The following is a 26301-nucleotide window of genomic DNA, read 5'->3' as shown; positions in this document are numbered from 1 at the left end:
TCCAGTAATCTAAAAAACGTTATACGCGACGTTTCTTAGGTGGACGACAACCGTTATGAGGGATTGGTGTAGCATCAACAATGTTTGTGATGCGGAAACCAGCAGCGTTCAGTGCGCGAACAGTAGATTCACGACCTGGACCTGGACCCTTAACCATAACTTCCAAGTTCTTTAGACCGTACTCTTTAGCCATTTCAGCACAACGCTCAGCAGCAACCTGTGCAGCGAACGGAGTAGACTTACGAGAACCACGGAAACCTGAACCACCGGCAGTAGCCCATGCAAGAGCGTTACCTTGACGGTCAGTGATGGTTACGATTGTGTTATTGAAAGATGCATGGATGTGCGCAACGCCATCTGCAACTTGCTTGCGTACGCGCTTACGAGCGCGAGTTGGTTGTTTAGCCATTGTACTCTACCTTCCCGATTATTTCTTGATCGGCTTACGCGGACCCTTACGGGTGCGAGCATTGGTTTTAGTACGCTGTCCACGTAGTGGTAGACTGCGACGATGACGAAGACCACGGTAACAGCCAAGGTCCATAAGACGCTTGATGTTCATAGATACTTCACGACGTAGATCACCTTCTACAGTGTACTTAGCTACACCATCACGCAGTTGATCGATCTGCTCTTCAGTTAGTTCACTGATCTTAACATCTTCAGCAATACCCACTTCAGCTAGGATAGCTTGAGAGCGAGTTTTACCGATACCGTAGATCGCAGTAAGTGCGATTACAGCATGTTTTTGATCAGGAATGTTAATGCCTGCAATACGGGCCATTATTCACTCCTAGTGTTTCATAAAAGAATTAGCCGCAGCAAAGCCCGTTATGGATACGCTGCGGAATACTACTTCTTTTGCACGCAAAAGGTAGGCCGAGGAATATACTCGACGCTACCTTATATTTCAAGTAAAAATTTCTGCTAATTAGCCTTGGCGCTGCTTGTGCTTTGGCTCACTGCAAATCACGCGAACAACACCGTTACGCTTGATAACTTTACAGTTACGGCAGATTTTTTTAACGGAAGCACGAACTTTCATTGCTAAACTCCGTAAATGAAACCTGAATTAACGGCCGTAGCCTTTCAGGTTTGCCTTTTTCAACACAGAATCATACTGTTGAGACATCAGATGAGTCTGTACCTGTGCCATAAAGTCCATAATTACAACAACTACGATAAGTAGTGATGTACCGCCGAAGTAGAAACGTACGTTCCACGCGACCATCATGAACTCCGGAATCAGACAGATAAAGGTAATGTAAAGCGCACCGGCTAGGGTTAAACGCGTCATTACTTTATCAATATATTTCGCTGTCTGCTCACCTGGGCGGATGCCGGGTACGAATGCACCAGACTTCTTCAGGTTATCTGCTGTTTCACGCGGGTTGAATACCAACGCCGTGTAAAAGAAACAGAAGAAAATAATCGCTGCAGCATAAAGCATTACATACAAAGGTTGACCTGGGCTAAGAGCCAATGACACGTCAGTTAACCAACCGAACGTGCTGCTCTCACCATTCTGACCAAACCATTGTGCCAGTGTTCCTGGGAACAGGATAATGCTTGATGCAAAGATTGCTGGAATAACACCCGCCATATTAATTTTAAGTGGCAAGTGAGTGCTTTGTGCAGCAAATACCTTACGACCTTGTTGACGCTTCGCGTAGTTGACAACGATTCGACGCTGACCACGCTCCATGAAAACAACGAAGTAGATAACTGCAAAAGCAAGTACAACAATCAACAGCAGAAGAAGTACATGCAATTCACCTTGACGCGCTTGCTCGATTGTTTGACCGATTGCAGAAGGCAATCCAGCAACAATACCTGCAAAGATTAGTAACGAAATACCGTTACCAATTCCACGCTCTGTAATTTGTTCACCTAACCACATCAAGAACATGGTGCCGGTTACTAAACTTACGGTAGCAATGAGCGTAAACATGGTTTGGTTGATAACAACCAGATTGTCGACCATGTTTGGTAAGCCCGTTGCAATACCAATAGCTTGGAATGTTGCAAGTACAAGCGTGCCGTAGCGTGTATATTGGCTGATCTTACGACGGCCTGCTTCACCCTCTTTTTTGAGTTCAGCTAACGCTGGATGAACTACAGTTAACAGTTGGACAACAATCGATGCCGAAATATACGGCATGATGCCCAACGCTAATATAGATGCACGCTCAAGAGCACCACCGGAGAACATGTTAAACATTTCTACGATGGTACCTTTTTGCTGTTCGAACAAATCGGCAAGTACAGCAGCGTCAATACCAGGAATCGGCACAAAAGAGCCTGCTCGGAATACTAAAAGTGCACCAATTACGAATAACAAGCGCGACTTTAGTTCACTTAAGCCGCTCTGAGCACTACGAAAATCTTGTCCTGGTTTCTTAGCCATCTGTACCTCGTTCCTCGAGATTATTCCTCGATTTTACCGCCTGCAGCTTCGATTGCAGCTTTAGCGCCTTTAGTCACACGTAGACCTTTAACAGTCACTGCTTTGTTAATTTCACCAGATAGAACAACTTTAACAAATTCGATGTTCTTAGTGATAACGTTAGCAGCTTTAAGGCTGTTTAGATCAACCACGTCACCAGTAACTTTCGCTAGCTCAGCTAGACGAACTTCAGCAGACACTAGGCTCTTACGAGAAGTGAAACCGAATTTTGGTAGACGTTGTTTCAGAGGCATTTGACCGCCTTCAAAACCTGGACGAACTGAACCGCCAGAACGTGACTTTTGACCTTTGTGGCCACGGCCACCGGTTTTACCAAGGCCAGAACCGATACCACGACCTACGCGCTTCGCAGAAGGCTTAGAACCCGCAGCCGGTGATAGAGTATTCAAACGCATTCTGATTACTCCTCAACTTTAACCATGTAGAAAACCTTGTTGATCATGCCGCGTACACACGGAGTATCTTCAAGTTCTACAGTATGGTTGATTTTACGAAGGCCCAAACCCTTTAGGCACGCTTTGTGCTTAGGTAGGCGACCGATTGAGCTTTTAGTTTGAGTAACTTTAATAGTTGCCATGGTGTTCTTACTCCGAAATAGATTCAACAGTTAGACCACGTTTAGCAGCAACCATTTCTGGCGACTTCATGCTACCTAGTGCATCGATCGTAGCACGAACGATGTTGATAGGGTTCGTAGAACCGTATGCTTTAGATAGTACGTTGTGTACACCTGCCACTTCTAGTACTGCACGCATCGCACCACCTGCGATAACACCCGTACCTTCTGCAGCTGGCTGCATGTAAACTTTAGAGCCCGAGTGGCGACCTTTAACCGGGTGGAAAAGAGTGCCTTCGTTAAGCGCGATAGTAGTCATGTTACGACGCGCTTTTTCCATTGCTTTTTGAATCGCTGCAGGTACTTCACGAGCTTTGCCGTAACCGAAACCTACGCGACCGTTACCGTCACCAACTACTGTTAGTGCAGTAAAGCTCATGATTCGACCACCTTTAACCGTCTTAGAAACACGGTTAACTGCGATTAGCTTTTCTTGCAAATCATTCGCTTGAACTTGTTGTTCTTTAGCCATCTTCCAACCCTACCTTAGAATTTCAGACCAGCTTCGCGAGCAGATTCTGCTAGCGCCGCCACTCGACCGTGGTATTGGAAACCAGAACGATCAAATGCAACTGAATCTACGCCTTTTTCAATAGCGCGTTCTGCAACAGCTTTACCCACTGCTTTAGCTGCATCGATGTTACCAGTGTTCTTAACTTGCTCACGGATCGCTTTTTCTACAGTAGAAGCTGCTGCGATAACCTCAGAGCCGTTTGATGCGATAACCTGAGCGTACACGTGACGAGGAGTACGGTGTACTACTAGGCGAGTTGCACCCAGTTCTGCAATCTTACGACGTGCGCGTGTAGCACGACGGATGCGAGATGCTTTCTTATCCATAGTGTTACCTTACTTCTTCTTAGCTTCTTTAGTACGCACATTTTCATCTGCGTAACGAACACCTTTGCCTTTATAAGGCTCAGGCTCACGGTAAGAACGAATGTCAGCCGCAACCTGACCAACTAATTGCTTGTCACAACCAGTGATCACGATTTCAGTTTGGCTTGGACACTCAGCTTTAATACCCGCTGGCAATTCATGCTCAACTGGGTGAGAGAAGCCAAGAGTTAGGCCTACAGCGTTGCCTTTGATAGCAGCACGGTAACCAACACCCTTAAGAGTTAGCTTCTTAGTAAAGCCTTCAGTAACGCCAACAACCATGTTGTTAACTAGAGCGCGAGCAGTACCTGCTTGTGCCCATGCGTTAGCAACACCTTCGCGAGGACCGAAAGTAAGATTATTTTCTTCCTGAGCAACAACTACCGCAGCGTTAAGAACGCGAGATAGTTCGCCTTTAGCACCTTTTACAGTGATTTCTTGGCCGTTTAGTTTCACCTCTACGCCAGCTGGAATAGCGACAGGTGCTTTAGCAACACGAGACATAGTCTACTCCTATTAAGCTACGTAACAGATGATTTCACCACCAAGACCTGCTTTACGTGCAGCGCGGTCTGACATAAGACCCTTGGAAGTTGAAACGATTGCAACACCAAGACCACCCATTACAGAAGGAAGTTGATCTTTCTTCTTGTAAACACGTAGACCTGGACGAGAAACACGTTTAAGTTGCTCGATTACTGGTTTAGCTTGGAAGTACTTAAGAGTAACTTCTAGCTCAGGTTTTGCTTCGCCTTCAACAGCGAAGTCAGTGATGTAACCTTCAGCTTTTAGTAGTGCAGCAATTGCAACTTTAAGCTTTGAAGAAGGCATTTTAACAGCAACTTTGTTTGCTGCCTGACCGTTACGAACGCGGGTCAGCATATCCGAAATCGGATCTTGCATGCTCATATGATTTACTCCAAATGATTAAGTGGCAATTACCAGCTAGCCTTACGAAGTCCTGGAATCTCGCCTTTCATGCAAGCTTCACGAACTTTGATACGGCTTAGACCGAACTTACGTAGGTAACCGTGTGGACGACCAGTTTGGTTACAACGGTTGCGCTGACGTGATGCACTTGAATCACGTGGAAGAGATTGCAATTTAAGAACTGCGTTCCAACGATCTTCTTCAGATGCGTTTACATCGCTGATGATAGCTTTAAGCGCAGCACGCTTTTCAGCGAACTTAGCTACTAGCTTCGCACGTTTTGCTTCACGTGCTTTCATTGAATTTTTAGCCATAACAGTAACCCTTCACCTTACTTACGGAATGGGAAGTTAAAGGCAGCCAGCAGAGCACGGCCTTCCTCATCAGTACCAGCAGACGTCGTAATAGTGATGTCTAGACCGCGTACTCGATCAACTTTATCAAAGTCGATTTCCGGGAAGATGATTTGCTCGCGAACGCCCATGCTGTAGTTACCGCGTCCGTCAAAAGACTTAGCGCTAACGCCACGGAAGTCACGTACACGTGGAAGAGCGATGTTAATTAAACGCTCAAGAAAATCCCACATACGTTCGCCACGCAAGGTTACTTTACAACCGATAGGGTAGCCTTCGCGGATTTTGAAACCTGCAACAGATTTACGCGCTTTAGTGATAAGTGGCTTTTGACCAGAGATCGTTGCCATATCAGCAGCTGCGTTTTCTAGCAGTTTCTTATCGTTGATTGCTTCACCAACACCCATGTTTAGGGTGATTTTCTCGATTCTAGGGACTTGCATGACGCTTGTGTAGCTAAACTGTTTGGTCAGTTCAGCGACTACAGACGACTTGTAGTAATCATGCAGTTTCGCCATAGTAGAACTCCAAATTACTTCTATTAGTTAGAAACGATTTCGTTGTTAGATTTAAAGAAACGAACTTTCTTACCATCTTCAAAACGGAAACCGATACGGTCAGCTTTACCAGTAGCTGCGTTAAAGATTGCAACGTTAGAAGCATCAATAGCTGCTTCTTGTTCAACGATGCCACCTTGTTGACCTAGAGCCGGAACCGGCTTTTGGTGCTTCTTAACAAGGTTGATACCTTCTACGATAACTTTACCAGTTGCTAGAACCTTAGTTACTTTACCTTTCTTGCCTTTATCTTTACCAGCAAGAACGATTACTTCGTCGTTACGACGGATTTTAGCTGCCATTTCTACGTGCTCCTTACAGAACTTCTGGAGCCAGTGAAACGATCTTCATGAACTTATCGCCACGAAGTTCACGTGTCACAGGGCCAAAGATACGTGTACCGATTGGTTGCTCAGTGTTGTCGTTCAACAATACGCAAGCATTACGGTCGAAGCGAATGACAGAACCGTCTGGACGACGAACGCCTTTGCGAGTGCGCACGACAACCGCCTTCAGAACATCACCTTTCTTAACTTTACCGCGAGGAATTGCTTCCTTAACAGTAACTTTGATGACGTCACCGATATGTGCATAACGGCGGTGTGAGCCACCCAGGACCTTAATACACATTACCTTGCGCGCGCCAGAGTTATCAGCTGCGTCAAGTGTACTTTGCATTTGGATCATTGTTAGTGCTCCGCTAAATATTAATAACTAGACCCATCACGGGTCGGGCTGCCTCTTTAAAAGGGACGCGAATTGTACCACCCTTTTTTGTGATTGGGTAGTCAAAAAATAAACGGCCCCAAAATAAATTTGGAGCCGTTTAACATCATAGAATTAGCTAAAGGTTAGCCTTTCGCTTTTTCTACAACTTTTACCAGTGTCCAAGACTTAGTCTTAGACAGTGGACGACATTCACGAATCTCAACAGTATCGCCTAGGCCACACTCGTTGTTCTCGTCATGTGCGTGAACTTTAGTCGTGCGCTTTACGAACTTGCCGTAAATTGGGTGTTTAACCATGCGCTCGATAGCAACAGTGATAGACTTATCAGCCTTGTTGCTAACTACACGACCAAATGAAGTACGAATTTTGTCGCTCATTATGCGCCTGCCTTCTCAGTCAATACGGTTTTCACACGTGCGATATCACGACGTACAGCTTTCAGAGTATGAGTTTGCTGTAGCTGACCAGTTGCAGCTTGCATGCGCAAGTTGAACTGTTCGCGTAGCAAATTCAATAGCTCAGCGTTAAGCTCTTCAACGCTTTTTTCGCGTAGATCTTGTGCTTTCATCACATCACCTGCTTAGTTACAAACGTAGTTTTGAATGGCAGTTTACGCGCCGCTAGACGGAACGCTTCACGAGCCAATTCTTCAGGTACACCACCCATTTCGTACATAACCTTACCAGGTTGGATTTGGGCTACCCAGTACTCAACGTTACCTTTACCCTTACCTTGACGAACTTCAAGTGGTTTTTCTGTGATAGGTTTGTCTGGGAACACACGGATCCAGATTTTACCTTGACGCTTAACGTGACGTGTCATTGCACGACGTGCCGCTTCGATTTGACGAGCAGTTAGACGGCCACGGCCAGTTGCTTTAAGACCGAATTCGCCGAAGCTTACATCAGTACCTTTAGCTAGACCACGGTTACGACCAGTCTGAACCTTACGGAACTTAGTACGTTTAGGTTGTAGCATCTGTCGACTCCTTACTTACGGCCTTTGCGCTGCTTCTTAGGCTTGTCGCCTTTAGGCTCTACAGCGTTAGCTGCTGGCATGCCGCCTAGGATCTCACCTTTGAAGATCCAAACTTTAATGCCGATTACACCGTATTGAGTGTGAGCCGAAGAAGTTGCGTAATCAATGTCAGCACGTAGAGTGTGTAGAGGTACACGACCTTCACGGTACCACTCTGAACGTGCGATTTCAGCGCCGCCTAGACGACCACTTACTTCTACTTTGATACCTTTAGCACCTAGACGCATAGCGTTTTGTACCGCGCGCTTCATAGCACGACGGAACATCACACGACGCTCTAGCTGAGACGCGATGCTGTCACCAACAAGTTGCGCATCTAGTTCAGGCTTACGTACTTCAGCGATGTTAATTTGCGCTGGTACACCTGCAATTTTAGCTACTGCTGCGCGTAGCTTCTCAACGTCTTCACCTTTCTTACCGATAACAACGCCTGGACGAGCAGTGTGAATAGTCACACGGATGCTCTTAGCAGGACGCTCGATAACGATGCGTGATAGAGACGCTTTTTTCAGTTCACTTGTAAGGAACTGACGTACCTTGAAGTCGCCGTCTAGGTTGTCAGCGAAATCTTTGGTGTTAGCAAACCATGTAGCATTCCAAGGCTTAACGATGCCAAGACGAATACCATTTGGATGTACTTTCTGACCCATTGCTTACTCTCCTAGTCTCTTAGCGATCTGCTACAACAACAGTGATGTGGCTTGAACGCTTCAAGATACGATCCGCACGACCTTTAGCACGAGGCATAATACGCTTCATGATAGGGCCTTCATCTACGAAGATCTTTGCGACACTTAGATCGTCAATATCTGCACCTTCGTTGTGCTCCGCGTTCGCGATAGCTGACTCAAGAACTTTCTTAACTAGGTCAGCAGCTTTTTTGTTGCTGAAAGTTAGGATTTCTAGAGCTTGGTCAACTGATTTACCACGGATTTGATCCGCAACTAAGCGAGCTTTCTGAGGCGAAATGCGAGCAAAGTTATGTTTAGCTAGTGCTTCCATCATCTACTCCTTAACGCTTCTTAGCTTTCTTATCCACGACGTGGCCGCGGTAAGTACGAGTTGGTGCAAATTCACCCAGCTTGTGACCGATCATTTCTTCGGTAACGAAAACTGGTACGTGCTGACGACCATTATGGACAGCGATGGTCAAACCGATCATCGTAGGGATGATCATTGAACGACGGGACCAAGTCTTAATAGGCTTTTTGTCTCCGCTTTCCACCGCTTTCTCTACCTTCTTCAGCAAGTGTAGGTCAATAAATGGACCTTTCTTGAGAGAACGTGGCATGGCGATTCCTCTTTATATAGATTACTTGTTACGACGACGTACGATGTACTTGTCGGTGCGTTTGTTCTTACGAGTCTTGAAGCCTTTAGTTGGCTGACCCCATGGTGAAACTGGGTGACGACCACCAGAAGTACGGCCTTCACCACCACCGTGTGGGTGGTCTACTGGGTTCATCACAACACCACGAACGGTTGGACGAACACCACGCCAGCGGCTAGCACCAGCTTTACCAAGTTCACGTAGCATGTGCTCAGAGTTACCAACTTCACCGATTGTTGCACGGCCTTCAGAAAGTACTTTGCGCATTTCGCCAGAACGTAGACGGATAGTTACGTATGCACCGTCGCGAGCAACGATTTGAGCATATGCACCAGCCGAACGAGCTAGCTGACCACCTTTACCAGGCTTAAGTTCAACGTTGTGTACAGTTGAACCTACTGGGATGTTACGCATTGGAAGTGCGTTACCAGCTTTGATTGGTGCGTCTGCACCAGACTGGATAGCATCACCCGCGTTAACACCTTTAGGTGCTAGGATGTAACGACGCTCACCGTCTGCGTACAGAACTAGAGCGATGTTAGCGCTACGGTTTGGATCGTATTCTAGACGCTCAACTTTTGCTGGGATACCGTCTTTAGTACGTTTAAAGTCAATTACACGGTAGTGGTGCTTGTGACCACCGCCGATGTGACGTACTGTAATACGACCGTTGTTGTTACGACCACCATTCTTAGAGTTTTTCTCTAGAAGAGGTGCGTATGGCTTGCCCTTGTGTAGGTCAGCGTTAACAACTTTAACAACGTGACGACGACCAGGGGAAGTCGGCTTACATTTAACAATAGCCATTTCTCAACTACTCCTGTTATTCCGCGCCGCCAACGAAGTCAAGATCTTGACCTTCTTTCAAAGTAACGTACGCTTTCTTAACGTCGCTGCGGCGACCTTGGCGTAGACCTTGACGTTTGGTCTTACCCTTAGTGATAAGAGTATTTACAGACTTAACTTCAACTTCAAATAGCTTTTCTACAGCTGCTTTGATCTCTTTTTTAGTAGCATCTTTAGCTACTTTGAAAACGATAGTGTTCGCTTTCTCAGCTGCCATAGTTGCTTTTTCAGAGATGTGCGGAGCACGTAGAACTTTTAGGATACGCTCTTCAGTGATCATGCTAGCATCTCCTCAACTTGCTTAACTGCTTCAGCAGTAATTACAACCTTGTCGAACGCGATTAGCGATACTGGGTCGATACCAGCAACGTCACGTGCGTCAACTTTGTATAGGTTACGAGCAGCTAGGAATAGATTCTCATCTACTTCGCTAGTCACGATAAGCGCGTCAGTTAGCTCAAGCTCTTTAAGCTTAGCTACAAGCTCTTTAGTCTTTGGTGCTTCTACTGAGAAGTTATCAACAACGATTAGACGTTCTTGACGAACAAGCTCAGAAAGAATGCTCTTCATAGCACCACGGTACATTTTTTTGTTTACTTTTTGGCTGTGATCTTGTGGTTTCGCAGCAAAAGTAACACCACCTGTACGCCAGATTGGGCTACGGATTGTACCAGCACGTGCACGGCCAGTACCTTTTTGACGCCATGGCTTAGCGCCACCGCCAGCAACTTCTGAACGTGTTTTTTGAGCACGAGTACCTTGACGAGCACCTGCTGCATACGCAACAACTACTTGGTGTACAAGAGCTTCGTTAAACTCACGTCCGAAAGTAGTTTCGGAAACAGTTAGTGCATCAGCACCTTTAACCATTAGTTCCATTACTTACTCCTGAGACGTTATGCTTTAACAGCTGGTTTAACGATCACGTTACCGCCAGTTGCGCCAGGGACTGCACCTTTAATAAGAAGCAGGTTGCGCTCAGCGTCAACACGTACGATCTCTAGGTTTTGAGTCGTTACACGCTCAGCACCCATGTGACCTGCCATTTTCTTGCCTTTAAATACGCGACCTGGAGTCTGACATTGACCGATAGAACCAGGAGCACGGTGAGACAATGAGTTACCGTGAGTCATATCTTGAGTAGAGAAGTTCCAACGCTTAACAGCACCTTGGAAGCCTTTACCTTTAGATGTACCAGTAACGTCTACTTTCTTAGTTTCGTTGAACAGTTCAACAGTTAGTTCAGCACCAACTTCAAACTCTTCACCGTTTTCCAAACGGAATTCCCAAAGACCGCGACCAGCTTCAACACCTGCTTTCGCAAAGTGGCCAGCTTCTGGCTTAGAAACACGGTTAGCTTTCTTAGCACCAGTAGTTACCTGGATTGCTGCGTAGCCGTCAGTTTCAAGTGTACGAACTTGAGAAACACGGTTAGCTTCAACCTCAACAACTGTTACTGGGATAGAAACGCCTTCTTCAGTAAATACGCGGGTCATACCCACTTTACGACCGATTAGACCAATCATTCTTCTAATCTCCCTTAACCTAGGCTAATTTGTACGTCAACGCCCGCAGCAAGGTCTAGACGCATCAGAGCATCAACAGTTTTGTCTGTTGGCTCAACGATGTCGATTAGACGTTTGTGAGTACGGATTTCGTACTGATCACGAGCATCTTTGTTAACGTGTGGAGAGATAAGAACTGTGAAACGCTCTTTACGAGTAGGTAGTGGGATTGGACCACGAACCTGTGCGCCAGTGCGCTTAGCTGTTTCAACGATTTCCGCTGTAGAAGCATCGATTAGTTTGTAATCGAAAGCTTTTAGGCGGATACGGATACGTTGGTTCTGCATGAGACAGAGCTCCAATATTAAAAATTACACAAACAATATCGCCACTCACACTCGCAAAAGCGAGAGAATGCCGATTGATTTATGTGAAACCGTAACTTCCAAGATTAGGAAGTATTGTCAGTTAATTTTCGATTAACTACCCCTACATGCCAGAATCACGTCTGGGGATAGTTATTCCGAAGAATAAGTAGCTAATTGTATTAACCGCGAACATAAGCTGAGTCTACATTACCTGAAATATCAAAGAGATAAATCAGCTCCTCTTCGCTCATTGGTTCACAACTGGCTTAACCAGTGCGCTGCATTATACAGATCACAGTTTGACATGCAAGGGCTGTGTGAAAAATAAACGAAGAGAGCTCAAGCTTACTCATTTGTCATGCTGTGGCTTACTGCCAAATTAAAAAGCGCAGGCTGAACAAACAGCCTGCGCTTCATGTCAATCAAACCAAATGACTAACTAAGCCAGTCTCTGGCGAACGGCCTCAAACAGACACACACCTGATGCGACTGACACATTCAAGCTCGACACACTACCTGCCATTGGGATCTTGATTAGATCATCACAGGTTTCACGTGTCAGGCGGCGCATGCCATCACCTTCAGCTCCCATAACGATAGCAAGAGGACCAGTTAACTTAGCCTGATAGATGTCATGTGTCGCTTCGCCGGCCGTACCAACAAACCAGATCCCCTGCTCTTGCAACGCACGCATAGTGCGAGCAAGGTTGGTTACACGAACCAAAGGCACCGTTTCTGCTGCGCCACATGCGACTTTGCTTACCGTAGCCGTAATGTTTGCGGATTTGTCCTTAGGAACAATCACCGCAGCCACACCCGCTGCATCAGCATTACGTAGACACGCGCCTAGATTATGCGGATCAGTGACTCCATCCAATACCAGCAATAATGGTGCGGAATGTTGACCAAGGATGTCATCGAGGTCATTTTCATTTAGCTGCTTGGCAGGCTTCACCTTGGCCATAATGCCTTGGTGGTTAGCACCACGAGCTTTGTCATCCAGAGTCTTACGTGTCATTTGCTGAATCGACACGCCACACATCTGGAGTTCATTTAAGATCGGCATTAAACGGTCATCTTGACGACCTTTTAATACAAAGGCTTCAACAAAACGCTCTGGCTCTTTTGCCAGTACCGCTTTTACTGCGTGAATGCCGTAAATAAATTCATTACTCATTAATTTATCCGATTACTGTTTTTTACCACGCGCTTTCTTCGCTTTATTACGTGTTTTTTTCTTACGCGCTTTATCTGAAGGTTTCTTCGAGGCTTTGCTGCCTTTACCTTCTTCCTGGCTACCATCCGGGCGTTTAGTTGGTTCGACCATAGGCTTAGCTTTGTCTACTGAACGTCGACCATTCGCTGCCGCGTTTTTTTTCGCCTTAGCTTTTTTCTGTGCCTCGGCTGCGCGTTTTTTGGCTGTTTTTCCTTTGCCGCGTAGCTTACGACTAGTTTCGACTAATTCAAAGTCAATTTGTCGATCATCTAGATTTACAGACAGCACTTTCACTTTCACTGCATCACCTAGACGATAGATGGCACCGAAGCTTTCACCGATCAATCGCTGTCCAATTGGGTCGAACTGGTAGTAGTCGTTTGCCAATGTAGAAATATGCACTAGCCCGTCAATATGCAGTTCGGTTAATCGAACAAAGAAGCCAAAGCCAGTCACATTAGCAATCACACCTTCCAGCTCTTCGCCTACATGATCTTGCATGTACTCACATTTGAGCCAATCAGACACTTCCCGCGTTGCATCATCGGCACGACGTTCCGTCATCGAACACTGCTCACCGTAGAAATCCATGTCATCAAAGGAATAGTGGAAGCCGCCCGTAGGCGTCCAACGGTCTTTCAGCGTGCCGTTCTCTTTTGCGATTAAATATTTGATCGCACGATGAAGCAAAAGGTCCGGATAACGACGAATAGGTGAAGTAAAGTGCGCATAGCGTTTCAACGCTAGACCGAAGTGACCACAGTTATCGGCGTTGTACACCGCCTGCTTCATTGAGCGAAGCAGCATAGTCTGGATCAATTCTTTATCTTGGCGTTGGCCAATCTGTCTAACTAAATCGGCGTAATCTGTTGGTGATGGCTCCAAGCCTCCTTTCAGGTCTAACCCAAGCTCACTGAGAAAATCACGGAACCCGGTCAAGCGCTGTTCGCCTGGAGATTCGTGAATTCGATATAGTGCCGGCTCTTTGGCTTTTTCAACCAAAGACGCTGACGCGATGTTAGCCAGAATCATACACTCTTCAATGATCTTATGAGCGTCATTGCGAATCACTGGTTCAATACTGTCGATCTTACGCTCTGCATTGAAGATGAATTTGGTTTCAACAGTTTCAAACTCAATGGCGCCACGGTTGTCTCGCGCATGCTTAAGCACTTTGTACATCTTGTGCAGTTCTTCAAGATGAGGAACCAAAGGTTGGTATCGCTGACGCAGTTCTTCGTCACCTTCAAGAATATGGTGCACTTTGTTGTAGGTCAGACGCGCATGCGAGTTCATCACTGCTTCGTAATGCTTATATCCGGAGAGCTTACCTGACTCAGAAATGGTCATTTCACACACCATACACAGGCGGTCAACTTGTGGGTTTAACGAACACAAGCCGTTAGACAGCACTTCCGGTAACATTGGCACCACTTGTGATGGGAAATACACCGAGTTACCGCGATTGATAGCTTCCTTATCCAACGCAGAATCTGGGCGGACGTAGTAACTCACATCGGCAATCGCAACCCAAAGGCGCCAGCCACCACTTTTCTTCGCTTCACAATAGACCGCATCATCAAAGTCACGCGCATCTTCACCATCAATAGTGACAAGCGGAAGCTCACGCAAATCGACACGACCTTGCTTGGCCTCTTCCGGTACTTCTTCACCTAGCCCTTCGATTTGCTTATCCACTTCTTCAGGCCACTCGTGAGGAATTTGGTGAGTGCGAATCGCGATCTGTGTTTCCATTCCCGGCGCCATATTCTCGCCCAGAACTTCGATCACTTTGCCCATCATGCCACGCGAACGAGAACCGCGCTCGGTGATTTCAATAACGACGACATTGCCCATTCGAGCACCTGCACGCAGCTCATTGGGGATGAGAATATCTTGGCTGATACGAGAATCATCTGGCACAACGTAGGAATAGCCATACTCCATAAAGAAACGACCCACGATTTGCGTCTGACGCTCCTCAAGTACCCGAACTAAACGACCTTCTTTTCTTCCTCGCTTCGAGTTCGGTGTTGGCTGGACTAAAACATAGTCACCATGCAGAACACTTTTCATCTGATGGTGAGGCAGTACTACATCGTTATCTTTGCCCACACTCCCTTCAGGTCGCACCCAGCCATGACCATCTTTGTGTCCGATAACGTAACCTTTCACCATTTCGAGTTTTTCTGGCAAGGCATAGCACTGACGACGCGTGAACACCAGTTGACCGTCACGCTCCATCGCTCTTAATCTGCGGCGTAAACCTTCATACTGCTCTTCACCTTCTAGATGTAGAGCTTCAAACAGATCATTGCGATTCAAAGGAACACCAGCTTGTTCAAGAAATTCAAGAATGAACTCTCGACTTGGAACAGGGTTTTCGTAGTTCTCTGATTCGCGAGCTGCAAATGGATCGTTTGGGGTGCTTTCTGACATAGGCGCGCCTAATTAAACAAGGAAGGTAATTAAAGCTAGTATATCCGACTCACTTACTAAGCTACAGGAGAGTTAGATTAAAAAGCCAAATTCTAGCTCTATTTTCATAACTTACCATCTATGGTCACAATCTCTTACAACGTACGCTAAAGGTCACACATTAGTGAAAATGACAAAGCAAACGATTGCAATGGTAAAGTTTAACTTTATTATTCAGTCAAATTTTACTTTCCATATTTAGGTTTCGTTATGAGTATTAAACGTTCTTTACTCGCTGCCACAATCGCGGGGTTATGTTCTTTGTCTGTTTCTGCGGCTGAAAAAGTCGATTTAATGATCACAGATGCGATGGTTCTGACCATGAACCAGGAGAAGCAAGTGTTCGAGAAAGGTACGGTTGTCATCAAAGGTAACCAGATCCTAGCCGTTGGTGACCAGTCGCTTGAAAAACAGTACCAAGCAAAGAAAACCCTCGATGTGGATGGCGACATTGTGATGCCAGGGCTAATCAACACCCATACCCACGTTTCAATGACGGTGTTCCGTTCACTTGCGGATGATGTACCCGATCGCCTGCACCGTTATATCTTCCCGCTGGAAGCTAAGCTCGTTTCTCGCGATATGGTACGCATTGGTGCCAATCTCGGTAACGTCGAAATGGTCAAAGGGGGCGTAACAACCTATGCCGACATGTACTACTTTGAGGATGAAGTGGCTAAGACTGTCGATAAAATCGGTATGCGAGCCATTCTTGGCGAGACAGTGATTAAATTCCCTGTTGCTGATGCGGCCAATGCAGAAGAAGGGATTCAATACGCACTCAACTTTATTGAAGAGTACAAAGACCACCCACGTATTACACCTGCTTTTGCACCGCATGCGCCTTACACCAATACAACAGAGACTCTGCAGAAGATTGCCAAGCTGTCCTTGGAGAAAGATGTACCGGTCATGATTCACCTCGCAGAATCGCATCGTGAAGAAGAAAAAATTGCAGAGCGAGCTGAAGGCATGTCTCCCGTTGAGTACATGGATAGCATTGGTGCGCTTAACAAAAACTTGGTTGGCGCACATATGATTCTGGTCGATGACAAAGACATTGAACTGGTTAAGCAGTCGGATATGGGCGTTGCCCATAACATGAGTGCCAACATCAAGTCAGCGAAAGGCGTATCACCAGCGCTTAAGATGTACGATGAAAATGTTCGTATCGGTCTAGGTACTGACGGCCCAATGTCAGGCAATACTCTAAGCACGATTGATGAGTTCAACCAAGTTGCTAAGGTTCACAAGCTGGTCAACAAAGACCGCGCCGCTATGCCACCGATTAAAGTCATCGATATGGCGACCATGGGCGCAGCGAAAGCACTGCATATGGAAGATAAGATTGGTTCTCTAGAAGCGGGCAAGCTGGCAGATATCATCGTTGTCGATACCAAAGCACCGAATATGGTTCCAGTCTACAACCCATACTCTGCCTTGGTTTATTCAGCGAACTCAGGCAACGTTCGTCACACCATCGTTGACGGGAAAATCCTGATGAAAGACCGCTACATGCTCACAGTCGATGAAGACGCGATTCGCAAAGAAGCGCTGGAGTTTACCAAAGTCGTACGTGAAACCGTGATTGAATCAGGTGAAGTGGTTCAATAATCACCTGCTCCAAAAATAACAACGCCCAGCATATGCTGGGCGTTGTTGTATAACCTGAGTGCAGTCAGATTACCGCTTTACCAGAAAGTATCGCGTTTTTTGGCTCTGGCGATAATATTCTGTGGCATTCGCCGCTCTAGACCCTGCCGCAGAATTGAAATTCGTTTGTGCGTGCGCTGATCCGCCGTCACCGAGTTATACAGCCAGCGATACGCATCTTCATAATCCAACGGGCTACCATAATCACGTAGCAGCAGTTCCGCCAAATGAATGCGAGCATTCAGGTTACCCATCGCAGCCGCTTCACGCAGGTATGGGATCGCGCGCTCTTTGTCCTGCTGAACTAAGGTTCCGCGCGAGTAATAGCGACCAAGCTGCTCCAACGCTGCAGGTAACCCTTGGTGCGCCGCATTTTCCATATAGTACAAGCCCAGTTCGACATCCTGCTCGACACAGACCCCCCACGCCAGCATGTCACCGTACAAAAACTCGTAGGATGGCAGGCTGATCCGGGTCGCACGAGCGACGATATCTTCAACTAATTGGCAACTGTCTGCTTTAACTTGTTCTAAATGTTTGTTTTCGTTGATCAGTTTTATCAGTTCAGCTTCGGTATATATGGGAATAGGCTCACCGATCTCAGCAAGCTCATTGGCATTAGCCATAGAAGCCCCAAACAAAAATACCATCGAAGCAGCTAACTTTCTTAGCTTCATTGTCTGCACTCTTTGACTTCGATAATGTCTCCACCTGTCTACTCACCAAGACAGGTTATACAAGCTGGGTTCTTAGCAACCTGTATCTTTAGGATTAACCGCATAAACGGCAATCTTGATACCTGTATCGGCAACGGCTGCTAACTCTTTAATCAAAATTGCCGACGACTGGCAAAAACTTGCCACTGTCAGTATAGATAATGCATGAAAATTGAGTATAAAAAAACCAGCGCTAATGCGCTGGTTTTTACAATCATTGATAACAATCAGAATTAAGCTTCGTAAGGGTGAACCTTGATGATTGTTTCGTTACGGTCTGGGCCAGTAGAGATAATATCCACTGGAACACCCGTTAGCTCTTCGATACGTTTAATGTAGTCTAGAGCTGCTTGTGGAAGCGCGTCGATAGACTTAGCACCAAATGTTGTCTCAGACCAACCTGGCATTGTTTCGTAGATTGGCGTTGCTTCTTCGAATGACTCAGCTGCCATTGGAGAAACTTCTAGGATAGCGCCATCTTTCATCTTGTAACCAGTACAGATCTTGATCTCTTTCAGACCATCAAGAACGTCTAGTTTAGTCAGACACATACCTGTTAGTGAGTTGATTTGGATTGCACGGCGCATTGCCACTGCATCAAACCAACCGGTACGACGTAGACGACCAGTTGTTGCGCCAAACTCGTGGCCAACATCGCCTAGGTGTTTACCTACTGGATCTTGCTTGTCTTGACCATCGTAAAGCTCTGTTGGGAAAGGACCTGAACCAACACGAGTACAATACGCTTTAGTGATACCAAGGATGTAACCGATATGACGAGGGCCAAAACCAGAACCTGCAGCAACACCACCAGCCGTCGTGTTAGAAGACGTTACGTATGGATAAGTACCGTGGTCGATATCGAGTAGTGTACCTTGAGCGCCTTCGAACATGATCTTGTCGCCGCGCTTACGTGCTGCGTCTAGTTCGTCAGTTACGTCCATTACCATTGAAGTAAGAAGGTCTGCGTAACCCATGCACTGCTCAAGTACTTCTTCGTAGCTTACTGTTTCTGCTTTGTAGAAGTGCTCCAGCTGGAAGTTATGGAATTCCATCACTTCTTTTAGTTTCTCAGCGAACATTTCTTTATCGAAAAGATCACCAACGCGTAGACCGCGACGAGCCACTTTATCTTCGTAAGCTGGACCGATACCACGACCCGTTGTACCGATAGCTTTCGCGCCACGAGCGATTTCACGCGCGTTGTCGATAGCGATATGGTACGGAAGAATTAGAGGACAAGCTTCAGAAACGAAAAGACGCTCGCGTACTGGAATACCGCGCTCTTCAAGAGGCTTCATTTCTTTAAGGAGAGCTTCAGGCGATAGAACTACGCCATTACCGATAACACATTTTACATTATCGCGAAGAATACCTGATGGAATTAAGTGAAGAACGGTTTTTTCACCGTCAATGACTAGAGTGTGACCTGCGTTGTGACCGCCTTGGTAGCGAACCACGTATTTTGCATCTTCAGTTAAAAGGTCTACGATTTTACCTTTACCTTCGTCACCCCATTGGGTGCCCAGAACGACTACGTTATTTCCCATCTTTCCAAGTCTGATTGCTAGTTAAAAATGGATTCTAGCACTGAATCACACTTCTTGCAGTCATTTTTTAATCATAGAAGTGTAATGAAGCACTAACCCTTTGTTAGTGCTACTATTAGGGGTCGTTTTGACCCTACTCATCGGCATAAATCTTCACTAGCAGGCTGCCATCTGTGCCAATGCTCGCTCGGTACATACCACTGCTGTTCATTGCAAAGTGAACACGTCCATCACCATCAATGGCGATCAGCCCCCCTTCGCCACCCATGGCCTTCAACTCGCCTTGGACCACAGTCTCGCAGGCCGTATGCACATCTTCCTTGAGATAACGCATCCGTGCTGCCACATCACTCGCGACAGTCTTGCGAATAAAGTATTCCCCCATTCCGGTGGTCGATACCGCCACGTTACCATTTTCGGCAAACGTACCCGCGCCAATGATGGAAGAATCCCCCACTCGACCGTACTTTTTGTTGGTCACACCACCAGTACTGGTGGCTGCCGCTAAATTGCCTTGCTTGTCTAGAGCAACAGCGCCGACTGTGCCGTATTTCTTGTCATCCGGGTATTTCGACTCGGATAAGGCAAATAGGCCTTTCTCTTTCATCGACTGCAACTGGTCATAGCGTCGATCAGTGAAGAAGTAATCTTGTTCGGTGTATTGATGGCCCTGCTCAAAGGCAAACTCTTCGGCCCCTTCTCCGATCAACAGCACATGGTTACTGTCTGTCATCACATCACGAGCGAGCTCAATCGGGTTACGAATATGGCGCACGCCAGCCACTGCGCCTGCATTTGCTTCTTTACCGTGCATGACAGAGGCATCCATCTCAACAATTTCCTTGTGCGTTAACACTGAGCCTCGACCAGCGTTAAAGTTGACCGAATCCTCCAGCACCTTCACTGCGGCAACGACGGCATCCAAAGCATCACCGCCACGAGCAAGAACCTCATGACCAGCACGAACGGACTTTTCTAAATCGTTGAGAATGTCCGCCTTTAACTCGTCACTCATCTGTTCACGTAAAATTGTCCCTGCGCCGCCATGAATCGCGATTGAAAATGGTTTGCTCACGTCCTACTCCTTTGCAGTGTGCTTTGCTCCCATCACACCTTAGATAAATAAAAAGCGCAAGCTAATCACTTAGCTTGCGCTTTAAAATCAACACCTGAGCACAGTACTCAGGTGGTTTTTTCTCTGTTAGTGAGAACCGCAGCTACCGCCACCGCAGCAGCCGTCTTTCTTCTCTTCAGCGTGGTCATGGTCGCCGCCACAACAACCGCCTTCGTGATCGTGTGAGCCAGCTTGGTGAACATGGCCGTGTTCGATCTCGTCCGCTGTCGCTTCACGTGTTGCAACAACTTCAACGTCGAATGTCAGCGTTTGGCCTGCAAGCATGTGGTTGCCGTCAACCACAACTTCATCACCGTCAACTTCTGTCACTTCTACTGGGATTGGACCTTGGTCTGTATCCGCTAGGAAACGCATGCCCACTTCAATCTGGTCAACACCCTGGAAAACATTCGCTGGTACACGTTGAACAAGCGCGTCGTTATGATCGCCGTACGCTTCTTCTGGAGACACTGTTACTGAAAACTGAGCGCCCGCTTCTTTACCTTCCAGTGCAGTTTCAAGACCTGTGATCAGGTTGTTGTTGCCGTGTAGGTAATCCAGTGGTGCTTCTGCTGTTGACTGATCAACCACTGCGCCATCTTCCAGTTTCACCTGGTAAGCAAGGCTTACTACTACGTTCTTTTCAATTTTCATAATGACTCCAAGGAGATAAAGAAACGGAGCAATTGAATTGCTCCGAATAACAATTTTTTATGTAGGGTATTATGGGGATCAAATAAAGAAACTCAATCAATCCGGCTTAAAAATACCGATCATCTCTTGTTGCGAGTGTTCAGTTTTCTCCACAGACTGCGGTTTGCGCTGATCCTGATATTCACATTCAACACACTCAACTAACTCAATATTATTTTCTATCCACCAGCGTAAGGTGTCTTGCTGAGAACATTTTGGGCAGCTCGCTCCAGCGATAAATCTTTTTTTCATTTGTTCATTCCACAACATAAACCTTCACCAGCGTTAAATGTTTACCATGCTCGGGGAAGGTTTGGATTTAATCCCAGAAGTTCTTTGATTGCTGATCTTTTTCCATCTCGCGACCAAAGATTTCTTCCAGTTCTTTTCGGGCTTCTTTGGCTCTCATGGCCAATTGCTTGTCTTCATGATGCTGAGGCAGTAATTCTTTCAGCATCGCATTATCTAACTTTCTAAAGTGTGCTTCGGCTCGCTTGGCTTGATATGGGTGCATACCGAGCTCAGTTAACGCTTGACGGCCTAGGTCCAACGCCCCAAGGAAAGTTTCCCTTGAGTAGTTATCTACCCCGTGGCTCAGAAGCTGATAGGCTTCAACCCGACTTCGTGCCCGCGCCAGTAATTTAAGATGCGGGAAATGGTACTGACACAAATCGACGATCTTCATGATCTCATCCGGCGAGTCAGTACAAATCACCATAGCTTCCGCTTTATCCGCTCCAGCAGCGCGCAGTAAGTCTAGCTGCGTGGCATCACCATAAAATACCTTGTAACCATACTTCCTAAGTAATTGGATCTGACTGGCGTCACTTTCAAGTACCGTCACTCGAATTTTGTTGGCGTACATCAGTCGGCCAACAATCTGACCAAAACGACCAAATCCGGCAATAATCACTCTTGGTTCACGGTTAACGACATCGGTGCGCAATGCCCCTGATTCATCAAAGTTCAAACCACGGGCATACCACTTGCTTTGCGCCATCAATAATAACGGAGTGGTGACCATAGACAAACTCACCACAACCAGTAGGAAAGCGGTTTGTTCCTGTGCCAATAAGCCTTCCGCGCTTGCTGCGGTAAAAATGACAAAGGCAAACTCACCACCCTGACTAAGAATGGCCGCCATCTTACTACGAGCTTTGGGTTTACTGCCTGCCAAACGGGCTAAGAAGTAAAGAATGACCGCCTTGACAGCTACTAGCCCGAACACCGCCATCAATACATTCCATGGCTCCAGTGCGAGCAAGCCTAAGTTCACCGCCATACCGACCGCAATGAAGAATAAACCTAACAGTAGCCCTTTGAACGGCTCGATGGCAATTTCCAGCTCATGACGATACTCACTCTCTGCAAGGAGGACACCAGCAAGGAAAGTACCCAGTGCCATGGAAAGGCCGAGTTGCTGCATCAGCAGTGCAATTCCGATAACTAACAGCAGTGCTGCAACGGTAAATAGTTCACGAACTCCACTTAGCACTACATAGCGGAATAAGGGGCGAAGTAAGAAGTGACCGCCGACCAGAAGGCCAATGACTCCGCCGAGCATCCACATCGCATCGAGCCAGTCGCCTGCGGTGTTTCCTGCCAGAACGGGGAGAATTGCCAACATGGGGATGACCGCAATATCTTGAAACAGCAGAACGGCAAACCCTGACTGCCCCGCTTCACTGCCTGCCAAGCCCTGCTCTTCAATCACTTTCAGAGCAATAGCAGTCGACGACAGAGCCAGCCCCATACCAATCACTAAACTGGTTTGCCAATTGACTCCTGCTAGATTGGTTACGCTCGCCAATACCGCGGTGGTAATCACAACTTGCGCACCGCCGAGCCCAAGAATAGGCCCTTTCATCTGCAATAACTTTTTAGGGTTCAGTTCTAAACCGATCAAAAACAGTAGTAGAACGACACCAAATTCCGCAAAGTGAAGAATCGCTTCAACATCGCTTATAAGGCCTAGCCCCCATGGGCCGATAATAATGCCTGCCAGCAAATAACCCAGTACTGAGCCGAGACCTAAGCGTTGGGCTAATGGCACTGCAACGACTGCTGCGGTAAGAAAGATCACGCTGCTCTGAAGAAAATCATTTTCAAGTGCCATGAATTTCTCCTGAGGTTGAAGTCATAGTCGGGTTGAGCAGCCACTGGCGATACTTCTCTGCGTGCTGATAACGATCCATATCAGAAACATTGCGGGCCCAGTAGAGCACCAGCGGCTCAATCCACGCCATCTGACATAAGGCTGCAGTCAACTCAAACGGTTGTAAAATTTCTGCCAATGGATACTTGTTGTACCCCTCACTGCCAAAAGCTTCTTCATTACCGCCCGTAGTAATCACACTGCGCCAATATTTACCCTTCAATGCTTCGCCCTTTCCATAAGCGAACCCCTTACCCAATACGCGGTCCATCCACTCTTTAAGTAGCGCTGGGCAAGAATACATATATAAAGGATGCTGAAAAACGATCACATCATGATCAAGTAGACGCTGCTGCTCGGCATCCACATCAATAAAAAAGTCTGGGTAATAAGCATAGAGATCATGCACAGTGACGTGATCAAGCGCAGTTATCTTCTTAATCATCACTTGGTTCGCGACAGAGCTTTGCGATTCAGGGTGAGCATAAATCACAAGCACTTTCGGTTTTTCAGGCGACTCAGTATTTAAATCGTTTACAGCCATTCCGTAAGCAGCCATCCTTTTGTTTTCAATACCTAAGTAGGCGTTAGGTATAATTTTATCGTTATCGGTTTGTTATACGTTGTTGTTAAGCATAACGCAATGATCGACATTTTATCTCATTCCCCCTACTATTCGACGCGATACGAGCAAGAATAAAGCGCAAGATTATGATTACCTTTTCTGACATCCAGCTGTTGCGTGGCGGTAAGCCACTACTGGATCAAACCTCAGCAACCATTCAACCGGGCGACAAAGTCGGCTTAGTGGGAAAAAACGGCTGCGGTAAATCTACCCTGTTCGCATTAATTAAAGACGAATTGTCGATTGATGCCGGCAACTTCAGCAAACCTTCACATTGGGAGATGGCCTGGGTAGCACAGGAAACACCAGCACTGGAACGTCCGGCGCTGGAATACGTCATTGATGGTGATCGAGAATATCGTGCACTAGAAGCACAGCTCCTCCAAGCAGAGCAAGCCGATAACGGTACACTGGTTGCCGAATTACACGGCAAGATTGAAACCATTGGGGGCTATAGCATTCGCGCTCGCGCGGCAGAATTACTTGATGGTTTAGGCTTTAGTCAGGAACAGATGAATTGGAATCTGACTCAGTTTTCAGGTGGTTGGCGTATGCGCCTCAACCTTGCCCAAGCACTTTTATGTCGCTCAGATTTATTGTTGCTCGATGAGCCAACCAACCACTTAGATCTTGATGCCGTGATGTGGTTAGAGCGCTGGCTGCAAAACTACCCGGGCACACTTGTTCTGATCTCGCACGACCGTGACTTCCTCGACCCAATCGTTGGCCGCATTATTCATATCGAAAATGAGCAGATGAATGAGTACACCGGCAACTACTCCTCGTTTGAAGACCAACGTGCCCAGAAACTGCTCCTGCAACAAGCGCAATTTCAGAAACAGCAGAAGCAAATGGCGCATATGCAAAAGTATATCGACCGTTTCCGTTACAAAGCCTCCAAAGCCCGCCAAGCACAAAGCCGCATAAAGGCACTGGAGAAAATGGAGAAGGTTTTGCCTGCGCAATTTGATAACCCGTTCAGCTTCGAGTTCCGTGACCCGGATGCGTTGCCCAACCCAATCATTATGATGGATGAGGTCTCAGCGGGTTATGGAGACAACCTGATCTTAGAGAAAATCCGCCTCAATCTTGTCCCCGGCAGCCGCATAGGTCTACTCGGACGTAACGGCGCGGGTAAATCAACTCTGATCAAACTGCTTTCTCGTGAGTTGAACCCGCAAGGTGGCGACCTGACTTACTCTCAAGGAGTAAAGATTGGTTACTTTGCTCAGCACCAGCTAGAAACCTTGCACCCAGAAGAAACGCCCCTCCAGCATATGATGCAAATTGCGCCAGACAAGAACGAACTTGAGCTGCGTAACTATCTGGGCAGTTTTGGATTCCAAGGTGACAAAGCGCTGGAAAAAGTGGCTCCTTTCTCCGGGGGCGAGAAAGCTCGCCTCGTGTTGGCGTTAATTGTCTGGCAAAAGCCAAACTTATTGCTGCTTGATGAACCGACCAACCACTTAGACTTGGACATGCGCCAAGCCCTGACGCTGGCGCTACAAACATTCGAAGGCGCAATGGTGATTGTCTCGCACGACCGTTACTTGCTGCGTGCGACCACTGATGACCTCTATTTGGTGCATGATCGTCAGGTCGCACCGTTTGATGGCGATCTCAATGATTACTACAAATGGCTGACAGAGCAGCAGAAAGCTGAACGCCGCGAAGCACAATCTGTGCAACCAGACAAGAGCACTACCAACAGTGCTGCCGCCAAGAAAGAGCAGAAGCGTCGTGAAGCAGAATTCCGTAAACAGACTGCTCCTGTTCGTAAAACACTCACCAAGCTTGAAGCTAAGATGGAGACCCTAGGTCATCAATTAGCGGAAGCAGAAACGCAATTATCTGATAACTCACTGTATGAAGCGGAAAATAAAGCTAAACTTAATCAGGTATTAACTGCTCAGAGTCAGGCTAAAGCCGAACTGGAAGACGTCGAAATGGAATGGATGGCACTGCAGGAAGAGCTGGAGCAGATGGAACAGGAGTTTAACGGTCAATGAGCTCAAAGCACGTATCAGTTTCGCTAACTCTAGAACGCTTATGGCAGTTCAGCCTGCAATATTACAGTGTTCGAGAAGTGAAAGATGCGTGCCTCAATTTACAAAACCAGTTCAAAGGTAATGTTAACCTGCTGCTGCTACTCAAATGGCTTGATGAGCAGCAGGCTGCCTTTCTCGATGAAGACTGGCACAAAGTCGAAGAGTGTCTAGGTCGTTCAGAAACTCTGTTACACAGCTATCGAGACCTACGCCGTAAACTCAAATCCCATGTACCGGATACCCTCTACAGAGAATCCTTACAGTTCGAATTACAACTTGAAAAGCAACAACAGTCTGATCTGGTCGATTGCATCAACAGTATAGAACTACAGACTAACCAAGCTGAACCGCTGACGTTGAGATATTGTCGTCAGCTTGGCGGAGAACATTTGCACGACGTTTTTGCCCATTCCATCGATGGCCTCACCCACTGAT

General features: G+C 46.8%; 37 protein-coding genes. 3 read left to right on the top strand and 34 right to left on the bottom strand.

The features are described from left to right. Nucleotides 1–19: 19 nt before the first annotated feature. From rpsK to rnr, 27 genes are all read right to left on the bottom strand, one after another. A complete protein-coding gene (gene rpsK, locus IX95_RS23240) occupies nt 20–409 on the bottom strand; it encodes a 30S ribosomal protein S11 (RefSeq protein WP_001118870.1) in 390 nt (129 codons plus the stop codon). Between the two features lie 18 nt (nt 410–427). After that, on the bottom strand, nt 428–784 hold the full coding sequence (gene rpsM / locus IX95_RS23235; protein WP_005450559.1) for a 30S ribosomal protein S13: 357 nt from the start codon (nt 782–784) through the stop codon (nt 428–430). 147 nt (nt 785–931) lie between these two features. Continuing rightward, entirely contained in the window at nt 932–1045 is a 114-nt protein-coding gene (gene rpmJ / locus IX95_RS23230; RefSeq protein WP_000868186.1) for a 50S ribosomal protein L36, read from the bottom strand. Nucleotides 1046–1072: 27 nt separating this feature from the next. After that, nucleotides 1073–2407, bottom strand: a complete 1335-nt coding sequence (gene secY / locus IX95_RS23225; RefSeq protein ID WP_006963205.1) for a preprotein translocase subunit SecY — start codon at nt 2405–2407, stop codon at nt 1073–1075. A gap of 20 nt (nt 2408–2427) precedes the next feature. Then, entirely contained in the window at nt 2428–2862 is a 435-nt protein-coding gene (rplO, locus tag IX95_RS23220) for a 50S ribosomal protein L15 (RefSeq protein ID WP_006963206.1), read from the bottom strand. A gap of 5 nt (nt 2863–2867) precedes the next feature. Next, nucleotides 2868–3044, bottom strand: coding sequence for a 50S ribosomal protein L30 (rpmD, locus tag IX95_RS23215; RefSeq protein ID WP_006963207.1), 177 nt, complete (start codon nt 3042–3044; stop codon nt 2868–2870). A 7-nt stretch (nt 3045–3051) separates the two neighbouring features. Continuing rightward, nucleotides 3052–3555, bottom strand: a complete 504-nt coding sequence (gene rpsE / locus IX95_RS23210; RefSeq protein WP_006963208.1) for a 30S ribosomal protein S5 — start codon at nt 3553–3555, stop codon at nt 3052–3054. A gap of 14 nt (nt 3556–3569) precedes the next feature. Then, the gene (gene rplR, locus IX95_RS23205; RefSeq protein ID WP_006963209.1) at nt 3570–3923 is read right to left on the bottom strand and encodes a 50S ribosomal protein L18; all 354 of its coding nucleotides are present in this window, start codon (nt 3921–3923) and stop codon (nt 3570–3572) included. 9 nt (nt 3924–3932) lie between these two features. Then, complete coding sequence (rplF, locus tag IX95_RS23200) at nt 3933–4466, bottom strand: 50S ribosomal protein L6 (RefSeq protein WP_004745892.1); 534 nt, start codon at nt 4464–4466, stop codon at nt 3933–3935. A 12-nt stretch (nt 4467–4478) separates the two neighbouring features. Further along, nucleotides 4479–4871 carry a 30S ribosomal protein S8 gene (gene rpsH / locus IX95_RS23195; RefSeq protein WP_004745890.1) on the bottom strand — a complete coding sequence of 131 codons (393 nt, stop codon included), beginning with the start codon at nt 4869–4871 and terminating at the stop codon, nt 4479–4481. Between the two features lie 29 nt (nt 4872–4900). Beyond that, the gene (gene rpsN, locus IX95_RS23190) at nt 4901–5206 is read right to left on the bottom strand and encodes a 30S ribosomal protein S14 (RefSeq protein ID WP_006963211.1); all 306 of its coding nucleotides are present in this window, start codon (nt 5204–5206) and stop codon (nt 4901–4903) included. A 17-nt stretch (nt 5207–5223) separates the two neighbouring features. Further along, a complete protein-coding gene (gene rplE, locus IX95_RS23185; RefSeq protein ID WP_004745887.1) occupies nt 5224–5763 on the bottom strand; it encodes a 50S ribosomal protein L5 in 540 nt (179 codons plus the stop codon). A 23-nt stretch (nt 5764–5786) separates the two neighbouring features. Further along, a complete protein-coding gene (rplX, locus tag IX95_RS23180; RefSeq protein ID WP_004745885.1) occupies nt 5787–6104 on the bottom strand; it encodes a 50S ribosomal protein L24 in 318 nt (105 codons plus the stop codon). Between the two features lie 13 nt (nt 6105–6117). Continuing rightward, nucleotides 6118–6489: a 50S ribosomal protein L14 gene (gene rplN, locus IX95_RS23175; protein WP_004745883.1), complete on the bottom strand. Its 372-nt coding sequence runs from the start codon at nt 6487–6489 to the stop codon at nt 6118–6120. Between the two features lie 164 nt (nt 6490–6653). Next, nucleotides 6654–6908, bottom strand: a complete 255-nt coding sequence (rpsQ, locus tag IX95_RS23170; protein ID WP_006963213.1) for a 30S ribosomal protein S17 — start codon at nt 6906–6908, stop codon at nt 6654–6656. Next, nucleotides 6908–7099: a 50S ribosomal protein L29 gene (gene rpmC / locus IX95_RS23165; protein ID WP_004410456.1), complete on the bottom strand. Its 192-nt coding sequence runs from the start codon at nt 7097–7099 to the stop codon at nt 6908–6910. The genes rpsQ and rpmC overlap by 1 nt, the downstream gene beginning before the upstream one ends. Then, nucleotides 7099–7509, bottom strand: coding sequence for a 50S ribosomal protein L16 (gene rplP / locus IX95_RS23160; RefSeq protein WP_004410459.1), 411 nt, complete (start codon nt 7507–7509; stop codon nt 7099–7101). Before rplP ends, rpmC begins: the two co-directional genes overlap by 1 nt. Before the next feature lie 11 nt (nt 7510–7520). Next, nucleotides 7521–8219: a 30S ribosomal protein S3 gene (gene rpsC / locus IX95_RS23155; RefSeq protein ID WP_005471060.1), complete on the bottom strand. Its 699-nt coding sequence runs from the start codon at nt 8217–8219 to the stop codon at nt 7521–7523. 19 nt (nt 8220–8238) lie between these two features. Then, the gene (rplV, locus tag IX95_RS23150; RefSeq protein ID WP_006963216.1) at nt 8239–8571 is read right to left on the bottom strand and encodes a 50S ribosomal protein L22; all 333 of its coding nucleotides are present in this window, start codon (nt 8569–8571) and stop codon (nt 8239–8241) included. Between the two features lie 10 nt (nt 8572–8581). After that, entirely contained in the window at nt 8582–8860 is a 279-nt protein-coding gene (rpsS, locus tag IX95_RS23145; protein ID WP_004745876.1) for a 30S ribosomal protein S19, read from the bottom strand. Nucleotides 8861–8881: 21 nt separating this feature from the next. Then, nucleotides 8882–9706, bottom strand: coding sequence for a 50S ribosomal protein L2 (rplB, locus tag IX95_RS23140; RefSeq protein ID WP_038164341.1), 825 nt, complete (start codon nt 9704–9706; stop codon nt 8882–8884). Between the two features lie 16 nt (nt 9707–9722). Beyond that, nucleotides 9723–10025: a 50S ribosomal protein L23 gene (rplW, locus tag IX95_RS23135; protein ID WP_004398471.1), complete on the bottom strand. Its 303-nt coding sequence runs from the start codon at nt 10023–10025 to the stop codon at nt 9723–9725. Further along, on the bottom strand, nt 10022–10624 hold the full coding sequence (gene rplD, locus IX95_RS23130) for a 50S ribosomal protein L4 (protein WP_006963218.1): 603 nt from the start codon (nt 10622–10624) through the stop codon (nt 10022–10024). The genes rplW and rplD overlap by 4 nt, the downstream gene beginning before the upstream one ends. Before the next feature lie 17 nt (nt 10625–10641). Next, on the bottom strand, nt 10642–11271 hold the full coding sequence (rplC, locus tag IX95_RS23125) for a 50S ribosomal protein L3 (RefSeq protein WP_006963219.1): 630 nt from the start codon (nt 11269–11271) through the stop codon (nt 10642–10644). Nucleotides 11272–11285: 14 nt separating this feature from the next. Next, nucleotides 11286–11597 carry a 30S ribosomal protein S10 gene (rpsJ, locus tag IX95_RS23120; RefSeq protein ID WP_001181007.1) on the bottom strand — a complete coding sequence of 104 codons (312 nt, stop codon included), beginning with the start codon at nt 11595–11597 and terminating at the stop codon, nt 11286–11288. Nucleotides 11598–12057: 460 nt separating this feature from the next. Next, complete coding sequence (gene rlmB / locus IX95_RS23115; protein WP_038164335.1) at nt 12058–12795, bottom strand: 23S rRNA (guanosine(2251)-2'-O)-methyltransferase RlmB; 738 nt, start codon at nt 12793–12795, stop codon at nt 12058–12060. A gap of 12 nt (nt 12796–12807) precedes the next feature. Further along, entirely contained in the window at nt 12808–15273 is a 2466-nt protein-coding gene (gene rnr / locus IX95_RS23110; protein WP_038164333.1) for a ribonuclease R, read from the bottom strand. A gap of 249 nt (nt 15274–15522) precedes the next feature. On the opposite strand from rnr, the gene IX95_RS23105 reads away from it, so the two are divergent. After that, the gene (locus IX95_RS23105; RefSeq protein ID WP_038164331.1) at nt 15523–16926 is read left to right on the top strand and encodes an amidohydrolase; all 1404 of its coding nucleotides are present in this window, start codon (nt 15523–15525) and stop codon (nt 16924–16926) included. Nucleotides 16927–17003: 77 nt separating this feature from the next. Here the strand turns inward: IX95_RS23105 and motX are convergent, their stop codons facing one another. The 7 genes from motX to kefG form a co-directional block, all read right to left on the bottom strand. Next, entirely contained in the window at nt 17004–17642 is a 639-nt protein-coding gene (gene motX / locus IX95_RS23100) for a flagellar protein MotX (protein ID WP_019276779.1), read from the bottom strand. 272 nt (nt 17643–17914) lie between these two features. Continuing rightward, nucleotides 17915–19231, bottom strand: a complete 1317-nt coding sequence (locus IX95_RS23095; RefSeq protein ID WP_006963225.1) for an adenylosuccinate synthase — start codon at nt 19229–19231, stop codon at nt 17915–17917. Between the two features lie 133 nt (nt 19232–19364). After that, nucleotides 19365–20306, bottom strand: a complete 942-nt coding sequence (locus IX95_RS23090) for an isoaspartyl peptidase/L-asparaginase family protein (RefSeq protein ID WP_038164328.1) — start codon at nt 20304–20306, stop codon at nt 19365–19367. Between the two features lie 126 nt (nt 20307–20432). Then, a complete protein-coding gene (slyD, locus tag IX95_RS23085; protein ID WP_038164326.1) occupies nt 20433–20999 on the bottom strand; it encodes a peptidylprolyl isomerase in 567 nt (188 codons plus the stop codon). Nucleotides 21000–21095: 96 nt separating this feature from the next. Beyond that, the gene (locus IX95_RS23080) at nt 21096–21290 is read right to left on the bottom strand and encodes a YheV family putative zinc ribbon protein (RefSeq protein ID WP_029236219.1); all 195 of its coding nucleotides are present in this window, start codon (nt 21288–21290) and stop codon (nt 21096–21098) included. Between the two features lie 67 nt (nt 21291–21357). Continuing rightward, on the bottom strand, nt 21358–23154 hold the full coding sequence (kefB, locus tag IX95_RS23075) for a glutathione-regulated potassium-efflux system protein KefB (protein WP_019276782.1): 1797 nt from the start codon (nt 23152–23154) through the stop codon (nt 21358–21360). Further along, on the bottom strand, nt 23144–23737 hold the full coding sequence (gene kefG / locus IX95_RS23070; protein ID WP_038164404.1) for a glutathione-regulated potassium-efflux system ancillary protein KefG: 594 nt from the start codon (nt 23735–23737) through the stop codon (nt 23144–23146). The genes kefB and kefG overlap by 11 nt, the downstream gene beginning before the upstream one ends. A gap of 167 nt (nt 23738–23904) precedes the next feature. On the opposite strand from kefG, the gene IX95_RS23065 reads away from it, so the two are divergent. Together IX95_RS23065 and IX95_RS23060 are read left to right on the top strand one after the other, a co-directional pair. Beyond that, complete coding sequence (locus tag IX95_RS23065) at nt 23905–25827, top strand: ABC transporter ATP-binding protein (RefSeq protein ID WP_021455206.1); 1923 nt, start codon at nt 23905–23907, stop codon at nt 25825–25827. Next, nucleotides 25824–26300 (top strand): TIGR02444 family protein, encoded by a 477-nt coding sequence (locus IX95_RS23060; RefSeq protein WP_038164324.1) that lies wholly within the window; start codon nt 25824–25826, stop codon nt 26298–26300. The genes IX95_RS23065 and IX95_RS23060 overlap by 4 nt, the downstream gene beginning before the upstream one ends. The last annotated feature ends 1 nt before the right edge of the window (nt 26301 follow it).

The sequence above is a fragment of the Vibrio sp. B183 genome, from assembly GCF_000740665.1.
In the GTDB taxonomy this organism is placed as follows: domain Bacteria; phylum Pseudomonadota; class Gammaproteobacteria; order Enterobacterales; family Vibrionaceae; genus Vibrio; species Vibrio coralliilyticus.
This window is presented reverse-complemented; position numbering and strand designations above follow the sequence as displayed.

What these genes read in the sequence shown, in the direction of transcription:
- rpmC (WP_004410456.1), bottom strand. Translation starts at nt 7,099, where the DNA reads ATGAAAGCACAAGATCTACGCGAAAAAAGCGTTGAAGAGCTTAACGCT.
- IX95_RS23065 (WP_021455206.1), top strand. Translation starts at nt 23,905, where the DNA reads ATGATTACCTTTTCTGACATCCAGCTGTTGCGTGGCGGTAAGCCACTA.
- rplV (WP_006963216.1), bottom strand. Translation starts at nt 8,571, where the DNA reads ATGGAAGCACTAGCTAAACATAACTTTGCTCGCATTTCGCCTCAGAAA.
- rpsN (WP_006963211.1), bottom strand. Translation starts at nt 5,206, where the DNA reads ATGGCTAAAAATTCAATGAAAGCACGTGAAGCAAAACGTGCGAAGCTA.
- rpsQ (WP_006963213.1), bottom strand. Translation starts at nt 6,908, where the DNA reads ATGAGCGACAAAATTCGTACTTCATTTGGTCGTGTAGTTAGCAACAAG.
- slyD (WP_038164326.1), bottom strand. Translation starts at nt 20,999, where the DNA reads ATGAAAATTGAAAAGAACGTAGTAGTAAGCCTTGCTTACCAGGTGAAA.
- IX95_RS23080 (WP_029236219.1), bottom strand. Translation starts at nt 21,290, where the DNA reads ATGAAAAAAAGATTTATCGCTGGAGCGAGCTGCCCAAAATGTTCTCAG.
- rplB (WP_038164341.1), bottom strand. Translation starts at nt 9,706, where the DNA reads ATGGCTATTGTTAAATGTAAGCCGACTTCCCCTGGTCGTCGTCACGTT.
- rplF (WP_004745892.1), bottom strand. Translation starts at nt 4,466, where the DNA reads ATGTCTCGTGTTGCTAAAGCACCTGTCGCTATTCCAGCTGGCGTAGAG.
- rpsH (WP_004745890.1), bottom strand. Translation starts at nt 4,871, where the DNA reads ATGAGCATGCAAGATCCGATTTCGGATATGCTGACCCGCGTTCGTAAC.
- rpsC (WP_005471060.1), bottom strand. Translation starts at nt 8,219, where the DNA reads ATGGGTCAGAAAGTACATCCAAATGGTATTCGTCTTGGCATCGTTAAG.
- IX95_RS23105 (WP_038164331.1), top strand. Translation starts at nt 15,523, where the DNA reads ATGAGTATTAAACGTTCTTTACTCGCTGCCACAATCGCGGGGTTATGT.
- rpmD (WP_006963207.1), bottom strand. Translation starts at nt 3,044, where the DNA reads ATGGCAACTATTAAAGTTACTCAAACTAAAAGCTCAATCGGTCGCCTA.
- rplO (WP_006963206.1), bottom strand. Translation starts at nt 2,862, where the DNA reads ATGCGTTTGAATACTCTATCACCGGCTGCGGGTTCTAAGCCTTCTGCG.
- IX95_RS23060 (WP_038164324.1), top strand. Translation starts at nt 25,824, where the DNA reads ATGAGCTCAAAGCACGTATCAGTTTCGCTAACTCTAGAACGCTTATGG.
- rpmJ (WP_000868186.1), bottom strand. Translation starts at nt 1,045, where the DNA reads ATGAAAGTTCGTGCTTCCGTTAAAAAAATCTGCCGTAACTGTAAAGTT.
- rplN (WP_004745883.1), bottom strand. Translation starts at nt 6,489, where the DNA reads ATGATCCAAATGCAAAGTACACTTGACGCAGCTGATAACTCTGGCGCG.
- kefG (WP_038164404.1), bottom strand. Translation starts at nt 23,737, where the DNA reads ATGGCTGTAAACGATTTAAATACTGAGTCGCCTGAAAAACCGAAAGTG.
- rplD (WP_006963218.1), bottom strand. Translation starts at nt 10,624, where the DNA reads ATGGAACTAATGGTTAAAGGTGCTGATGCACTAACTGTTTCCGAAACT.
- rplE (WP_004745887.1), bottom strand. Translation starts at nt 5,763, where the DNA reads ATGGCGAAACTGCATGATTACTACAAGTCGTCTGTAGTCGCTGAACTG.
- rlmB (WP_038164335.1), bottom strand. Translation starts at nt 12,795, where the DNA reads ATGAGTAATGAATTTATTTACGGCATTCACGCAGTAAAAGCGGTACTG.
- rpsK (WP_001118870.1), bottom strand. Translation starts at nt 409, where the DNA reads ATGGCTAAACAACCAACTCGCGCTCGTAAGCGCGTACGCAAGCAAGTT.
- kefB (WP_019276782.1), bottom strand. Translation starts at nt 23,154, where the DNA reads ATGGCACTTGAAAATGATTTTCTTCAGAGCAGCGTGATCTTTCTTACC.
- rplX (WP_004745885.1), bottom strand. Translation starts at nt 6,104, where the DNA reads ATGGCAGCTAAAATCCGTCGTAACGACGAAGTAATCGTTCTTGCTGGT.
- rpsM (WP_005450559.1), bottom strand. Translation starts at nt 784, where the DNA reads ATGGCCCGTATTGCAGGCATTAACATTCCTGATCAAAAACATGCTGTA.
- rplR (WP_006963209.1), bottom strand. Translation starts at nt 3,923, where the DNA reads ATGGATAAGAAAGCATCTCGCATCCGTCGTGCTACACGCGCACGTCGT.
- rplP (WP_004410459.1), bottom strand. Translation starts at nt 7,509, where the DNA reads ATGCTACAACCTAAACGTACTAAGTTCCGTAAGGTTCAGACTGGTCGT.
- motX (WP_019276779.1), bottom strand. Translation starts at nt 17,642, where the DNA reads ATGAAGCTAAGAAAGTTAGCTGCTTCGATGGTATTTTTGTTTGGGGCT.
- rpsS (WP_004745876.1), bottom strand. Translation starts at nt 8,860, where the DNA reads ATGCCACGTTCTCTCAAGAAAGGTCCATTTATTGACCTACACTTGCTG.
- rplW (WP_004398471.1), bottom strand. Translation starts at nt 10,025, where the DNA reads ATGATCACTGAAGAGCGTATCCTAAAAGTTCTACGTGCTCCGCACATC.
- rpsJ (WP_001181007.1), bottom strand. Translation starts at nt 11,597, where the DNA reads ATGCAGAACCAACGTATCCGTATCCGCCTAAAAGCTTTCGATTACAAA.
- IX95_RS23095 (WP_006963225.1), bottom strand. Translation starts at nt 19,231, where the DNA reads ATGGGAAATAACGTAGTCGTTCTGGGCACCCAATGGGGTGACGAAGGT.
- rnr (WP_038164333.1), bottom strand. Translation starts at nt 15,273, where the DNA reads ATGTCAGAAAGCACCCCAAACGATCCATTTGCAGCTCGCGAATCAGAG.
- secY (WP_006963205.1), bottom strand. Translation starts at nt 2,407, where the DNA reads ATGGCTAAGAAACCAGGACAAGATTTTCGTAGTGCTCAGAGCGGCTTA.
- rplC (WP_006963219.1), bottom strand. Translation starts at nt 11,271, where the DNA reads ATGATTGGTCTAATCGGTCGTAAAGTGGGTATGACCCGCGTATTTACT.
- rpsE (WP_006963208.1), bottom strand. Translation starts at nt 3,555, where the DNA reads ATGGCTAAAGAACAACAAGTTCAAGCGAATGATTTGCAAGAAAAGCTA.